The organism is Pseudomonas sp. NY15364 (assembly GCF_048068235.1).
GTDB classification, from domain to species: domain Bacteria; phylum Pseudomonadota; class Gammaproteobacteria; order Pseudomonadales; family Pseudomonadaceae; genus Aquipseudomonas; species Aquipseudomonas mendocina_D.
The window spans coordinates 68,071-82,134 of sequence record NZ_JBLUPX010000012.1; the positions used below are offsets into that span (position 1 = coordinate 68,071).

Sequence of the window (14,064 nt, forward strand, 5' to 3'; positions counted from 1 at the left end):
TCAAGGCCTTGGCAGAGGCTAGTAACCGCGTGCAGGATCGACCTGATGCAGCACTGCCTCGCCACGCTGAAGACGCAGGATATTGTCGGCAATCTGCCTGGCCGCCGACTCGGGTATGGCCACAGAGGCCAGATGCGGGGTGATCAGCACATTCGTCATCCCCCAGAGCGGATCTTCGGGCGGCAATGGCTCGCGATCGAAGACATCCAGGGTCGCCTCGGCAATCCGCCCACTCCCCAGCGCCTCTGTCAGCGCCTGCTGATCGACCACGGCGCCGCGCGAGACATTGATGAAGCAACTGCCAGGCGGTAGCAGCGCGAGCCGGCGAGCATCCAGCAAGCCACGAGTCTCCGAGGTCAGCGGCAGCATCACAACGAGTATTTCACTATCAGCGATGAAGCTGTCCAGGCAATCCAGACCGCTGTAGCAACGCACGCCTTCGAGCTGCTTGGCCGAACGCGACCAACCACTCACAGTGAACCCCTGGCGCACCAACTCAGCGGCGGCGTAGGCGCCCAGTTCACCTAGACCAAGTACACCGACCCGCACGCTTTGCGGCAGGCGTGGGTGCAGATAATGCCAGCGCCGCTCACGCTGAGCCTGTTCGAAAGCCGGGATGTCACGGGCATAGCGCAGTACTGCGAACAGCACATAGCTGGCCATCATGCGTCCCATGTTCGGGTCGGACAGGCGAGTAATCGGAATGGCTGGGAGATCGTCTCGACCGACCAGCGAGTCGACACCTGCGCCCAGGTTTATCAGCAGTTGCAGGTTGCGGTAACGGGCGAAGAAGCCCTGCGGTGGCTTCCAGGCAAGGGCATAGAGCACGCTGTCCGGATCCTCTACATCCTGCTCCTGACAGATGCGTATCCCCGGTAGCAAGGGTGCGAGCAACGCCTGCCATTGCTCGAAACTGTCGAACTGACTGTAGAACACCAATGTCGGGCTCATGCCTGTTCCTCCAGCAGTTCAGCCACGCTGGACAACGCCAGGCGATAGCCCCGCACGCCCAGACCAGCGATGACACCTGTAGCAGCCTTGGACACATAGGAGTGATGACGAAAGCTCTCGCGCTTCCAGATATTGCTCATGTGCACCTCGATGATAGGCCCCTCGAAAGCAAGCAGCGCATCGAGAATCGGCACCGAGCTGTAAGTCAGCCCAGCAGCGTTGATGATGACGGCGTCGGCACTCAGGCGTGCCTCCTGAATCCAGTCCACCAGCACACCTTCATGGTTGCTCTGGCGAAACTCCAGTTGCAGCCCCAGCTGCGCAGCGTGGGCCTGGCAACGTTGCTCGATGCTGGCGAAGCTCTCGCTGCCATAGGTGCCGTTCTTGTCCAGCCCATAGAGGTTGGCATTCGGGCCATTGAGGAAAAATACGCGGTACGACATGGACACTCCTGGGTCAGGCCACCGGCCGGGTGGCAAACATGGCCGGGTGTTGTTCAAATTCGGCGAACCACTTGGCAGTGGCCGGGTGCTCGCTGCGCCAGTCGAACTCGGCGAAACGGAAGTCCAGATAGCCCAGCCCGCAACCAATGGTGATCAAGCCGATGTCATCCGGCTCGCTGCGCCAATGCGCGGCTTGAGTTTCGATCTCACCCAGGACGGCGTTGATCTTGCCCAACTGGGCCTCGACCCATGCGGACCAGTGTTTTTCCGGAGGTCTGGCGGTGGCCTCGTAACGGGCCAGCAGCGCCGCATCGAGCAGGCCATCACCCAGCGCCTGACGAACCAGACTGGTCCAGCGCTCAGGTCCTTTGGCGGGAAACAAGGCACCGTCGACCGAGGCGTTCAGGTATTCGCAGATCACCCGGCTGTCGTACAGCGACACGCCATCAGGGGTCTGCAAGGCCGGGACCTTGGCCAGCGGGTTGAAACGCGCGATGCGCTCGTCACGCTGAATCGGATGAGCCGCCGAGTCGAGTTTCTCGATTTGCTCAATCAGGCCCAGGACGTGGGCGACGACCATGACCTTACGCACATAGGGGGAGGTGGGGGCGTAATACAGTTTGTACATGGGGGTTCCTGTCGTAAGCCGACGTTGCCGGCCGATCCTGTTACAGCGAATCCGGGATCAGTAGCACCTTGCCGATGTTCTCGTTCGCTTCCAGCACGCGATGAGCTTCGGCCGCCTGCTGCAAGGACAAGCGAGCATGAATCAGCGGACGCACCTTGCCTGCTGCCAGCCAGGGCAGCATCTGCTCGGTGATGGCAGTAGCCAGGCGCGCTTTCTCGGCGCTGCTCTTGGGCCGCAGGGTCGATGAGGTCAGGCTGAGGCTCTTGCGCATCATCAGCAGCAGATCCAGCTCGACCTTCGCCCCCTGCATGAACGACAGACTGATATGACGCCCACCCGCCGCCATCGCAGCGAGATTGCGCGCCACGTAGTCGCCGCCGACGTTATCCAGCACCACATCGACGCCACGGCCCTCGGTGCACTGCTCGACCACTTCGACGAAGTCTTCCTCGTAGCGGTCAACGGCCCGCCACACGCCAAGCGCTTTCAGTGCCTCCACCTTCTGCGCCCCACCTGCGGTGCCAATCACCTTGGCACCTGCCGCATGGGCACACTGAATGGCAAAGGTGCCGACGCCACTGGCTGCGCCATGAATCAGCACCACCTCGCCGGCTTGCAGGCGGCCTAGCTCGAACAGGTTATGCCAGACCGTGAATGCCGCTTCCGGCACACCGGCGGCCTCTGCCAGGTCTAGCTCTGCCGGAACAGGCAAACAGTGTGCAGCCGTGGCAATGCAATATTGCGCATAGCCGCCACCGTTGAGCAGCGCCATGACCCGGTCACCCGGAACAAAGCCACTCACGCCCTCGCCTACCGCGACCACTGTGCCTGCAGCTTCGAGCCCGAGAATATCGGGCGCGCCAGGTGGCAACGGTGCTCCGCTGCGCTGCATCAGATCCGGGCGATTGACCCCCGCAGCCGCGACCTTGATCAGCAGCTCGCCGGCGCCCACTGCAGGTAACTGGCGCAGCACGCCATCGAGCACTTCAGGACCACCCGGCTCGCGGGCAATCACGGCGTTCATCGTTTCAGCAATCACAAGACCGTCCATTTCAATGGGTAGGCTGGGTTTCAGCCGCGAAGGCGCAGACGCCTTCGTTGTCGAACGCCAAACCACTGACCGCACCAACCGGCCAGCGGGTGAGGGATTCCAGGCCGGACTGGCGCACGAACAGGCGCGTATTGCCCAGCGACGGGACATCCAGATGGATATCGACGTGATCGCCTTGGAACACATGATTGACCACCGTGCCACTGAGCAGAGCCTCAGCGCCTAGCGGCACCAGGCGGATGTTCTCCGGCCGCGCGTAGACGTCCAGACGCGAGCCGACCGGGCCATGGACATGCGTGGCAGGCAGGCGCAGGGTGGCGTCACCCAGTTCCACACAGGCGCTGTCATCACGACTCAGATAACGGCCAGGCAGAATGTTGGCATCGCCGACGAAGCTGGCCACGAACGGATCCTCAGGGTTGCGGTAGATCGCGTCTGGCGTGCCGATCTGGCGGATATGACCAGCCGACATGACCACCACTCGGTCGCTCATGCTCAAGGCTTCACCCTGATCATGGGTCACGAATACCGTGGTCACGCCCAGCTTGCGCTGGATGTCCTTGAGCTCGATCTGCATCGACAGCCTGAGGTTCTTGTCCAGTGCCGAGAAAGGCTCATCGAGCAACAACACCTTGGGCCGAATGACCAACGCACGGGCCAGCGCGACACGCTGCTGCTGACCACCAGACAGCTCACGCGGCTTGCGCTCGCCATAACCGCTCAGCTTCACCAGTGCCAAGGCCTGCTCCACACGCTCGGCGATTTCGGCCTTTGCCACACCACGCATGCGCAGGCCGTAGCCGACGTTCTTCGCCACGTTCATATGCGGAAACAGGGCATAGTTCTGGAAGACGATGCCGATCTCGCGCTGATAAGGCGGCGTCTCGGTAACCAGTTGGCCATCGATGAATATCTCGCCGTTATCGGCCTCGGCGAAGCCTGCCATGAGGTTCAACAGCGTGGTCTTGCCACAGCCGGATGGCCCCAGGAGGGTGATGAATTCACCCTCCTGGATTTTCAGGGACACTTTCTGCAGGGCAATCGAATTGCCGAAGCGCTTCAACACACCATCGAGCTGAACCGCGACATTGCTCCTGGGCGCCGTGGCTACTTCGGTATCGGGTGTTGGATAGAGAGTCTTGATCTGTGCAGTCGCCATGGGCGCTCCGATTTACGAATGGGCTAACGAGTCAGGCTACGGGCCAGTCATCCGGGATAACGGCAATCACATCGATCTCCATCAGCCACTGCGGCTGAGCGAGCCCCGACACCACCAGCCCGGTGGAGATCGGGAAGACGCCTCTGAGCCATTTGCCGACTTCCTTGTAGACGTCCTCGCGGTATCGCGGGTCGATGATGTAGGTGGTCGTCTTGACGACATGGGAGAGGTCCGAACCCGCCTCCTCGAGCAGTTGCTTGACGTTCTTCATCGCCTGTTCAGCCTGCGCCTGCGGATCTCCAAGGCCAACGAGATTGCCTTCGAAGTCGGTACCGACCTGACCGCGCACATAGACTGTGTTGCCGGCACGCACGGCCTGGCACAGGTCGTTGTCGAGCGACTGATTGGGGTAGGTCTGCTTGGTGTTGAACATGCGAATACGGGTATGGGTGGGCATGCCTGGCGACTCTGCTATGACGTGTTCAGCCAAGCTTCACATTGCTGACAGACCAGAGAAACCAGCATTTGCCGCGAGTGGTGATTAGGAAAATCTGAACCGCACTCGCACCGTAGCGCATCGGATATACGCCATCGCCAGAGAGCAGGGCTAGGACAGCCCCAGCGCCTTCACCACTCCGTTCAAGAAGCAGGTCGGCCTGCTGGCGCCCAGCCAGTTCTTCAAGTGATGCGCGGTGGGCGGTTCTTGAGCGGCGATTGTCGCGGCTGAAGCCGCTCCTACGTCATACGTCCAGACTGTCGCCGGATGGCCGCTCAGGCGAGAGGTAGCTGACCAACTGGCGCGCATGGGACGACAGCGCCTCCCAGCTGCGCACGCACAGGCGTAATTCGCGGGTGGCCCAGACATCTTCCAGCATCACCACCGCCACCGGCAGTTCCTGGGCGAAGCGGGTCGCGGCCACCTCGGGCAGCATGGACACGCCAACGCCCTGCGCCACCAGTTGGGCGATGGCATCGAAGCTCGGCGCGCGCACGCGCACCTTGAGCGGCAAGGCGTTGCGCACCGCCATGTACTCGATGAAGCGCTGCATCGCGCGCTCGGCGGGCAGGCAGACGAAGGGGTAGTTGAGTGCATTGCGCAGCGAGGCCGGGCGTTGCTCGATCAACGCATGGCCATGCGGTACCAGCAGCACCAGGCGGTCGTTGCGAAATGGCAGCGACAGCAGGTCATCGGTGACCAGGTTGCCGTCGTACACGCCGATGTCGATGCTGCCTTCCCGCGCGGCCTGCAGCACATCCTTGCTGTTGTACTCGGCCAGTTGCAGATCCACCTCGGGGTAGTCGGCCAGGAACGGCCCGAGCGCCGCCGGCAGGAAGGTGCTGTTGGCCACCGTGGAGGCCGCCAGGCGCAGGGTGATGCGCCGCTCACCCTTGAGTTCCTGCAGGGTATCGCTGAGCTGGCGGGCCTCCTTCAGCACGCCTTGGCAAGCCTCCAGCACCAGGCGCCCGGCAGGAGTCAGGCTCATGCCATCGCTGCTGCGCACGAACAGCGTCAGCCCGCAGCGTTCTTCGAACAGGCGCAGGCGGGTGCTGGCCGCCGACACGGCGACGGGGAAGGTCGCCGCCGCCTTGCTCAGGCTGCCGGTTGCAGCAATCGCCGCGATCAGGCGCAGGTCGGGCAGGTCGAAATGCATGCAGCATTCTCCAAAACAGAAAGCCATCTTCGTGAAATTGCGATTCTGGCTGCTTAGCTTTCCACTCAGAATAACAGCTCACTCCCCTGCCGCAGCCCTGCTCATGAATGCTCTGACCGCCTCGTACCGACGCAGCCTGGACAACGGCGTGCTGTTCGCCGTGCTCTCGGCCACCGGCTTCAGCCTGAAAGCCGTGTTCGTCAAACTCGCCTACGCCGCTGCGCCGGTGGACGCCATCACCGTATTGAGTCTGCGCATGAGTCTGGCCCTGCCGCTATTCGCCTGGCTGCTGTGGCTGAGCCGTGGCACCGGGCAAGCGCGGCTGTCAGCGAAGGACTGGGCGCACGTTCTGCTGCTGGGGATGCTCGGTTACTACCTGTCGAGCCTGTTCGACTTCTACGGCCTGCAGTACATCAGCGCCGGGCTGGAGCGGCTGATCCTGTTCACCTATCCGACGCTGGTGCTGCTGTTGCAGATGCTGGCGCTGGGCGAGCGACCGGGCCCGCGCACCTTCCTGGCCATGGGCCTGTGCTACCTGGGCCTGGGCATCGCCCTGGTGCATGACATCCGCGTGGAAGGCGACAGCGAGCAGATTCTGCTGGGGGCCGCCTGGGTGTTCGCCAGCGCGGTGACCTACGCCTTGTATTACCTGGGCACCGGCGTGGTGATTCGACGGGTCGGCTCTATGCGCCTGGCCGGGCTGGCCGGCGGCTCCTCGGCGATCATGGTGCTGATCCACTACGCCATCAGCGGTGAGCCGACGCAACTGGCGAGCCTGCCGAACCAGGTATGGCTTTACAGCGCGCTGATGGCGGTGCTGTCGACGGTGCTGCCGATCTACTGGATGGCACTGGCCATCCAGCGCATGGGCGCCAGCCATACCGCGGTGTTCGGCAACCTGGGCCCGGTGCTGACGATGTTCGCCGCCTGGGCACTGCTCGGCGAGGCCATCAGCCTGTACCAGATCGCCGGCCTGGCGCTGGTGCTATTGGGCGTCTCGCGCCTGTCGGCGAGCAAGCGCAAGACGGGCTGAGCCAGGGTCAGTCCTGGCGGATCAGGTCGGCGGCCTTCTCGCCGACATGATGTATGACGCGTTGGTGTTGCCGCCGATCAGCGTCGGCATGATCGAGGCGTCGGCCACGCCATCGAGCAGCAGGCGCTCGACTTCGCAGCGGTGCGCACGAAGATCGTCCACGGAAACAGACCTCAATAGCGCTATATACAAAAAAACATAACGATGTAGGATTGCCGCATTCAGACCTGCCGCCAGGGTCGAGCCAACACCCGATAACGATAAGGAATCCCCATGCTCACGCCGCTCAAGCACAGCCTGCTCGCCCTCGGCCTGATCTTCGCCAGCGGCGCCATCGCCGACGAGGTCAAGGTCGCTGTCGCCGCCAACTTCACCGCGCCGATCCAGGCACTCGCGCCAGCGTTCGAGCAGGCCACCGGGCACAAGCTGGTGGCGTCATTCGGCGCCACCGGGCAGTTCTATGCGCAGATCAAGCATGGCGCGCCATTCGATGTATTCCTCAGCGCCGACGACAGCACCCCGGCCAAGCTGGAAAGCGAAGATGACACCCTCCCCGGCTTGCGTTTCACCTACGCCATCGGCAGCCTGGTGCTGTGGTCGGCCGACGCCAGCTACCTCGATGGTACTGACGCGGCGCTTAAAGCAGGCCAGTTCAAGCACCTGTCCATCGCCAACCCGAAGGCCGCCCCCTACGGCCTGGCCGCGACCCAGGTGCTGGACAAGCTGGGCCTGAGCGACACTGTGAAAAGCAAACTGGTCGAAGGCCATAACATCACCCAGGCGCATCAATTCGTCTCCACCGGTAACGCCGAGCTGGGCTTCGTCGCGCTGTCGCAGGTGTACAAGGACGGTAAGGTCACCAGCGGCTCGGCCTGGATCGTCCCAGACGATATGTACGACCCGATCAAACAGGACGCGGTGATTCTCAAGCAGGGCGCAAACAATCCGGCAGCGACGGCACTGGTCGAGTACCTGAAAGGCCCGGAAGCGGCCAAGGTGATCAAGTCGTTCGGTTATAAGCTGTAATAGCCGTGGCCCGGATCGCATTCGGGCCACGCTTTCCACTTCCGGAATTCCTGCATGCCGCTGTCGAAGAGTGACCTCGACGCCATCCTCCTGACCCTGGAGCTGGCCTCACTGACCACCGTGCTGCTGCTGATCATCGGCACGCCGATTGCCCTGTGGCTGGCGCGCACCGACTCCTGGCTCAAGCGCCCGGTTGGCGCGGTGGTGGCGCTGCCGCTGGTGCTGCCGCCGACGGTGATCGGTTTCTACCTGCTAGTGAGCATGGGGCCCAATGGTTTCTTCGGTCAGCTGACGCAGAGCCTCGGTCTCGGCACCTTCGCCTTCACGTTCACCGGCCTGGTGATTGGCTCGATCTTCTATTCGCTGCCCTTCGTCGTGCAGCCACTGCAGAACGCTTTCGAGGCCATCGGCCGTGGCCCGCTGGAGGCGGCCGCCACGTTGCGCGCCAACCCGTGGGATACGTTCTTCAGCGTGGTGCTGCCACTGGCCCGCCCGGGCTTCATCACCGCCGCCATTCTCAGCTTCGCCCATACCGTCGGTGAGTTCGGCGTGGTGCTGATGATCGGTGGCAACATCCCCGGCAAGACTCAGGTGGTGTCAGTGCAGATCTACAACCACGTGGAAACCATGGAGTACGCCCAGGCACACTGGCTGGCTGGCGGCATGGTGGCGTTCTCCTTCATCGTTCTGCTCACGCTGTATAGCGGGCGCAGTAGCCGGATGAGGGCTCTGTGATGTTCGGTTTCGGCAAAGCCCCACCACCTGCCGTTCACGACGACGGGCGCATTCGCGCGCGCTTCGTGGTCAAGCATCCGGGCTTCGCCCTGGATGTCGACCTCGACCTGCCCGGGCGCGGCGTCAGTGCGCTGTTCGGCCATTCTGGTTCGGGCAAGACCAGTTGCCTGCGCTGCTTCGCCGGGCTGGATCGCCCGCAGCAGGGCTACCTGCAGGTAGCCGGTGAGCTCTGGCAGGACAGCGAGCGCGGTTTCTTCCTGCCCGCGCACAAGCGCGCCATCGGCTACGTGTTCCAGGACGCCAACCTGTTCCCGCACCTGAGCGTGCGCAAGAATCTGGAATACGGTCAGCGGCGCATCCCTGCCTCGCAACGCAAAGTGGCACTGGAACAGGCGCTGCAGCTGCTGGGCATCGGCCACCTGCTCGAGCGCATGCCCTCGGCGCTGTCCGGCGGCGAACGCCAGCGCGTCGGTATCGCCCGCGCGCTGGTCACCAGCCCGCGCCTGCTGCTGATGGACGAGCCGCTGGCTTCGCTCGACCTCAAGCGCAAACAGGAAGTCCTGCCGTATCTGCAGCGCCTGCACGAGGAGCTGGACATCCCGGTGCTCTACGTCAGCCACGCCCCGGACGAAGTGGCGCGTCTGGCCGATCATCTGGTGCTGCTCGACGAAGGCCAGGTGCGCGCCAGCGGCCCGCTCAAGGAGACCCTGTTGCGCGCCGATCTGCCGTTCGCCAGCGATGACGAGGCCGAAGCGGTGATCGACGGCCAGGTCTGTGGCCACGATGCCGCCTACGATCTGCTGCAACTGAACCTTCCCGGCAGCGAAGCCTGCCTGCGCCTACCCCATGCAGCGCTGCTCAGCGGGCATCGGGTACGGGTGAAGATCAAGGCGCGCGACGTCAGCCTCAGCCTGCAACGTGCCGAAGGCAGCAGCCTGCTCAACCTGCTGCCGGTGCGGGTCGATGGCTGGCAGGCACTGGACGCGCAGATGCTGTTGACCCTGCGCATCGGCGATCAGCGCCTGCTGGCGCGAATCACCCGTTACTCCTTCGATCAGTTGGGCATTCACGCCGGCCAGGCGCTGTGGGCGCAGATCAAGTCGGTGTCGCTGCTGGCGCCGTAATTCCTGGCTGCGCGACCGCGGAGCCCCCGGTGGGCATGGCGCACCCTACGCTGAAGCCGTCACACCCGTAGGGTGCGCCGCGCGCACCGACCACGCGTAGGTTGATAGCTCCCACGCGCAGCGCGAGGAAGATCGGCCTCACCCATTCATTACGCAATACCCGGCAGCTCCAGATGCTCCGGCCCGATTTCGGCATGGCCGGCCAACAGCAGGGCGAAGTGGATGACGTTCTCCAGCTCACGAGTATTGCCGGGCCAGCGGTGCGCCTCCAGCACCGCCTGCGCCGCCGGGCTGATCGACGGAATGGCCAAACCCAGGCGCAGGGCGTGGATGCCGAGGAAGTATTCAGCCAGCGGCAAGATATCGCCGACGCGCTGACGCAGGGCGGGGAACAGCAGCTGGCCATCGCACAGGTAGGCATACAAGCGCTCGTCGAAAGTGCCGGCGGCCACTGCGCGGGATAGCTCAATGCTGCTCGCCGCTACAAGGCGCACATCTACCGGCAGTGCCTGGCTGGCGCCAACGCGATACACCTCGCGGGTTTCCAGTGCGGACAGCAGCTTGCTCTGCAACGGGCGCGCGAGGTCGGCGATCTCGTCGAGGTAGAGCGTGCCGCCATTGGCCGAACCGAACCAGCCGGCACGGCTGCTGGCGGCGCCGACATGAGCGCCGCCGACATGCCCGAACAGCTCGGCCTCGCCCCATTGCGGGCTGATCGCCGCGCAGCTCACCGCCACGAACAGGCCAGCACGCTCACTGTGGCGATGGATATAGCGCGCCAGCAACTCCTTGCCGGTACCGGTCTCGCCAAGAATCAGCAACGGCTGGCCGTCACCCGCCAGCGCCTCGGCGCGCTCGCGCAATTGACGCGAACGGGCATCGACGAATACCAGCGCCTTGGCCCGAATGCTCAGTGGGCTCTTGTCCGAATCGGCGAAAGTCAATGGCGGTGGAAAGCCTGGTGGAAAACTCATGACGTGCAGCTCCTGAGCCACACCTCGCCGGCGCAGCCTGTACGCGAATAGAAAATTGCCTGGAGCAACTGCTCCACAACGGCTCGAAGGGTGGCCGCCATGGCTGGCAGGCGATAAAAAAGAGCGGGTGGCTGCCTGGCCCGACCCCGCTCTGAAAATGGTGTGACGTGGTGACCGGCTCAGGCGCGCAAGCGCGACTGCTGTTCGATGCGACTCTGCAGGCGATACAGATAACCGAAGCCCTGTTCCCAGTAACGGTGCCCGGACTTCACGTTGATATGCCCAGCACCAGTGAGAATCGCCGCCTCGCTGCCCCAGGCCCGCGCCAGCTCCATGGCGCGCAGGGCACTGGCCGCTGCGTCGTTGTCGGAGCCCACCAGCAGGCTGGGAAAGGGCAGCAGATCACGCGGTATCGGCGCGAAATTCCGTAGCGGTTCGGGACAACCCGGCCGCTCGACATCGGCCGGCGCCACCAGCAGCGCACCGCGCACGCGGCGCAGCAACTCGACCGGCGCCTGCGCCGCCCAGTGCGCCACCGTCACGCAACCGAGACTATGAGCGATGAGGATGACCGGACGCGGATCGGCGGCAATCGCCTGGTTCAACGCAGCGACCCAATCACCCCGTTGCGGGTTGAGCCAGTCCTGCTGTTCGACCCGCGCACTGTTGGGCAGGCTGCGCTGCCAGTGGCTTTGCCAGTGTTCCTCGGATGAGCCCTGCCAGCCCGGCAGGATCAGATAACGGATTGCTTCGCTGCCCATGACGGCGCTCCTTGAATCGAATGGCGTCAGTCTAGGCAGCGCAAATCGATTACAAAAAGAATAAGAATTTATTTGCTTATTCCATAAATGCAAAGCAAACACACGGCGTCTTATATTTCCAAAAAGAATATAAATGTTATTAAACAGTATTTTTAAGAATATTTCAGCCTCTCTACTATCCGCTCCACGCCAGCGTCGGTACTCCATCCCGCCGCCGTGGCGACCTATTCATAAGGAGCCTGGAAATGACCGCGACGCTGAGAAACCTCGAAGGCCAGGATGAAGCCAGCATCCTGCGCGAGATCCAGACCGCCCTGCATGGCCTGAAATTCGGTTCGGTGGAAATCACCGTCCACAACGGCCAGGTCGTGCAGATCGAACGCAAGGAAAAGATTCGCCTGCAACAACCGAACACCAAGAACAGCTGACAGAACACCGACCTCATGATGCAGCCCGACTGGACCACCAGAGGGCTCGAAACAGTTCGCCTCGCCTGACACCCAATACGCCAACACAAGAATTCAACAGTTAGGAGCTGCACCATGTCCATTCGTCGTTTCGCCCTGGCCGCGCTGGCCAGCACCCTGATCGCCGGCCCGGCCATCGCCCAGCCGCTGCTCAACGTGTCCTACGACCCGACCCGTGAGCTGTACGTCGAGTACAACGCTGCCTTCAACAAGTTCTGGCAGTCCAAAGGCAACCCTGCCATCAGCATCCAGCAGTCCCACGGTGGCTCGGGCAAACAGGCCCGTGCAGTGATCGATGGCCTGCGCGCTGACGTGGTGACCCTGGCCCTGTCGGGCGACATCGACGCGATCAACCTCAACCAGCAGTTGATCGACCCGAACTGGCAGGCGCGTCTGCCGGACAACAGCACCCCCTACACCTCGACCATCGTGTTCCTGGTGCGCAAGGGCAACCCGAAAGGCATCAAGGACTGGGATGATCTGGTCAAAGACGGCGTGGAAGTCATCACCCCGAACCCGAAAACCTCCGGCGGCGCACGCTGGAACTTCCTCGCCGCCTGGGCCTATGCCCGCGAGAAATTCGGCAGCGAAGACAAGGCCCTGGAGTTCGTGACCGAGCTGTACCGTCACGCCCCGGTGCTGGATACCGGCGCACGCGGCTCGACCATCAGCTTCGTCCAGCGTGGCCTGGGTGACGTGCTGCTGGCCTGGGAAAACGAGGCCTACCTGTCGCTGGCCGAAGAAGGCGGCGATCAGCTGGAGATCGTCACCCCGTCGCTGTCGATCCTCGCCGAACCGCCGGTTGCGGTGGTCGATGCCAACGTCGACCGCAAAGGCACCCGCGCCGTGGCCGAAGCCTATCTGGAGCACCTGTACAGCGAAGAAGGCCAGCGCATCGCCGCGAAGAACTTCTATCGCCCACGCAACGAGAAGGTCGCCGCCGAGTTCAAGGACCAGTTCCAGGACCTCAAGCTGGTGACCATCGACAAGGACTTCGGCGGCTGGAAACAGGCCCAACCCAAGTACTTCGACGACGGCGGCGTGTTCGACCAGATCTTCACCAAGATCAACCAGTAATCCCGGTTTGATCGCTCAGGCTCTTCACCCTCCGGGGTGGAGAGCCTTGTTTAGCGCCGGCTAAAAGTCTCGCGAACCAGAGCCAGTTCCATCGCAGCACGGCCAAGACGCAGCAGACTTTTAACCAGCTCTTGTCGCGGACCTGAGCCAAAGGACACCCCATGTCTCGTCGAACTTCCCCGGTCATACCCGGCTTCGGGCTGACTCTGGGCTACACCCTCACCTACCTGGCGTTGATCGTGCTGATTCCGCTGGGTGCGATGTTCCTCTTCTCCTTCCAGCTGACCAGCGAGCAATGGTGGGCCCTGCTCAACAACCGCCAGTTGCAGTTCTCACTGAAACTGTCGTTCGGCACCGCCCTGGCCGCGACCGTACTCAACGGTATTCTCGGCACCATCATCGCCTGGGTGCTGGTGCGCTACACCTTCCCTGGCCGGCGCATCATCGATGCCATGGTCGACATGCCATTCGCCCTGCCCACCGCCGTGGCCGGTATCGCGCTCACCGCGCTGTACGCACCCAACGGTCTGATCGGCTCGCTGTTCCCGTTCAAGATCGCCTATACCCCGCTGGGCATCACCCTGGCGCTGGTGTTCGTCACCCTGCCGTTCGTGGTGCGCACGCTGCAGCCGGTACTGGCCGACATCCCCAAGGAAGTCGAAGAAGCCGCCGCCTGCCTGGGTGCCAAACCGTTGCAGGTATTCCGCCACGTACTGCTGCCGAGCCTGCTGCCGGCCTGGTTGACCGGTTTCGCCCTGGCCTTCGCCCGCGGTGTCGGTGAGTACGGCTCGGTGGTTTTCATCGCCGGCAACATCCCGCTGAAGACCGAGATCCTGCCGCTGCTGATCGTCTCCAAGCTGGATCAGTACGACTACCCGGGTGCCACCGCCATCGGAGTGATCATGCTGGTGGTCTCGTTCATCCTGCTGCTGCTGATCAACATCCTGCAGCGCCGCATTCAGCCGCAACTCTGAGGAGCCCGT

At 63.1% G+C, this 14,064-nt stretch carries 17 protein-coding genes; 7 read left to right on the forward strand and 10 right to left on the reverse strand.

The features are described 5' to 3' along the window. Positions 1–18 precede the first annotated feature (18 nt). From ACNFCJ_RS12440 to ACNFCJ_RS12470, 7 genes are all read right to left on the reverse strand, one after another. Complete coding sequence (locus tag ACNFCJ_RS12440) at positions 19–951, reverse strand: 2-hydroxyacid dehydrogenase (protein ID WP_416771641.1); 933 nt, start codon at positions 949–951, stop codon at positions 19–21. After that, the gene (locus ACNFCJ_RS12445; protein WP_349653020.1) at positions 948–1,394 is read right to left on the reverse strand and encodes a type II 3-dehydroquinate dehydratase; all 447 of its coding nucleotides are present in this window, start codon (positions 1,392–1,394) and stop codon (positions 948–950) included. Before ACNFCJ_RS12445 ends, ACNFCJ_RS12440 begins: the two co-directional genes overlap by 4 nt. Positions 1,395–1,407: 13 nt before the next feature. After that, on the reverse strand, positions 1,408–2,022 hold the full coding sequence (locus ACNFCJ_RS12450; RefSeq protein ID WP_416771643.1) for a glutathione S-transferase: 615 nt from the start codon (positions 2,020–2,022) through the stop codon (positions 1,408–1,410). Between the two features lie 40 nt (positions 2,023–2,062). After that, the gene (locus ACNFCJ_RS12455; RefSeq protein WP_416771645.1) at positions 2,063–3,061 is read right to left on the reverse strand and encodes an NAD(P)H-quinone oxidoreductase; all 999 of its coding nucleotides are present in this window, start codon (positions 3,059–3,061) and stop codon (positions 2,063–2,065) included. Between the two features lie 13 nt (positions 3,062–3,074). After that, a complete protein-coding gene (locus tag ACNFCJ_RS12460) occupies positions 3,075–4,232 on the reverse strand; it encodes an ABC transporter ATP-binding protein (protein ID WP_416771646.1) in 1,158 nt (385 codons plus the stop codon). A gap of 31 nt (positions 4,233–4,263) precedes the next feature. Further along, positions 4,264–4,689, reverse strand: a complete 426-nt coding sequence (locus tag ACNFCJ_RS12465) for a RidA family protein (RefSeq protein ID WP_416771647.1) — start codon at positions 4,687–4,689, stop codon at positions 4,264–4,266. Between the two features lie 283 nt (positions 4,690–4,972). After that, complete coding sequence (locus ACNFCJ_RS12470; protein WP_416771648.1) at positions 4,973–5,884, reverse strand: LysR family transcriptional regulator; 912 nt, start codon at positions 5,882–5,884, stop codon at positions 4,973–4,975. 103 nt (positions 5,885–5,987) lie between these two features. Here ACNFCJ_RS12470 and ACNFCJ_RS12475 point away from each other — a divergent pair, with 103 nt between their 5' ends. Then, positions 5,988–6,917, forward strand: a complete 930-nt coding sequence (locus ACNFCJ_RS12475) for a DMT family transporter (RefSeq protein WP_416771649.1) — start codon at positions 5,988–5,990, stop codon at positions 6,915–6,917. A gap of 21 nt (positions 6,918–6,938) precedes the next feature. Here the strand turns inward: ACNFCJ_RS12475 and ACNFCJ_RS12480 are convergent, their stop codons facing one another. Then, positions 6,939–7,079 carry a hypothetical protein gene (locus ACNFCJ_RS12480; protein ID WP_416771651.1) on the reverse strand — a complete coding sequence of 47 codons (141 nt, stop codon included), beginning with the start codon at positions 7,077–7,079 and terminating at the stop codon, positions 6,939–6,941. Positions 7,080–7,190: 111 nt separating this feature from the next. Between ACNFCJ_RS12480 and modA the strand changes: the two genes are divergently transcribed. Genes modA through modC form a run of 3 tightly spaced genes read left to right on the forward strand, consistent with a single transcriptional unit; the run spans position 7,191 to position 9,802 of the window. Then, complete coding sequence (gene modA / locus ACNFCJ_RS12485; RefSeq protein ID WP_416771652.1) at positions 7,191–7,943, forward strand: molybdate ABC transporter substrate-binding protein; 753 nt, start codon at positions 7,191–7,193, stop codon at positions 7,941–7,943. A gap of 54 nt (positions 7,944–7,997) precedes the next feature. Beyond that, positions 7,998–8,678: a molybdate ABC transporter permease subunit gene (modB, locus tag ACNFCJ_RS12490; RefSeq protein ID WP_416771654.1), complete on the forward strand. Its 681-nt coding sequence runs from the start codon at positions 7,998–8,000 to the stop codon at positions 8,676–8,678. Continuing rightward, on the forward strand, positions 8,678–9,802 hold the full coding sequence (gene modC / locus ACNFCJ_RS12495; protein ID WP_416771700.1) for a molybdenum ABC transporter ATP-binding protein: 1,125 nt from the start codon (positions 8,678–8,680) through the stop codon (positions 9,800–9,802). Before modB ends, modC begins: the two co-directional genes overlap by 1 nt. A 149-nt stretch (positions 9,803–9,951) precedes the next feature. Here modC and ACNFCJ_RS12500 read toward each other — a convergent pair whose 3' ends face one another. Both ACNFCJ_RS12500 and ACNFCJ_RS12505 read right to left on the reverse strand, forming a co-directional pair. Next, the gene (locus ACNFCJ_RS12500) at positions 9,952–10,776 is read right to left on the reverse strand and encodes a sigma 54-interacting transcriptional regulator (RefSeq protein WP_416771656.1); all 825 of its coding nucleotides are present in this window, start codon (positions 10,774–10,776) and stop codon (positions 9,952–9,954) included. Between the two features lie 179 nt (positions 10,777–10,955). Continuing rightward, the gene (locus ACNFCJ_RS12505) at positions 10,956–11,537 is read right to left on the reverse strand and encodes an RBBP9/YdeN family alpha/beta hydrolase (protein WP_279922994.1); all 582 of its coding nucleotides are present in this window, start codon (positions 11,535–11,537) and stop codon (positions 10,956–10,958) included. Between the two features lie 245 nt (positions 11,538–11,782). Here ACNFCJ_RS12505 and oscA point away from each other — a divergent pair, with 245 nt between their 5' ends. The 3 genes from oscA (at position 11,783) to cysT (ending at position 14,055) form a co-directional block, all read left to right on the forward strand. Beyond that, complete coding sequence (gene oscA, locus ACNFCJ_RS12510) at positions 11,783–11,965, forward strand: sulfur starvation response protein OscA (protein ID WP_036998842.1); 183 nt, start codon at positions 11,783–11,785, stop codon at positions 11,963–11,965. A gap of 114 nt (positions 11,966–12,079) precedes the next feature. Next, positions 12,080–13,081, forward strand: coding sequence for a sulfate ABC transporter substrate-binding protein (locus ACNFCJ_RS12515; protein ID WP_416771657.1), 1,002 nt, complete (start codon positions 12,080–12,082; stop codon positions 13,079–13,081). Between the two features lie 161 nt (positions 13,082–13,242). Continuing rightward, positions 13,243–14,055 carry a sulfate ABC transporter permease subunit CysT gene (gene cysT, locus ACNFCJ_RS12520; protein ID WP_416771658.1) on the forward strand — a complete coding sequence of 271 codons (813 nt, stop codon included), beginning with the start codon at positions 13,243–13,245 and terminating at the stop codon, positions 14,053–14,055. Positions 14,056–14,064 lie beyond the last annotated feature (9 nt).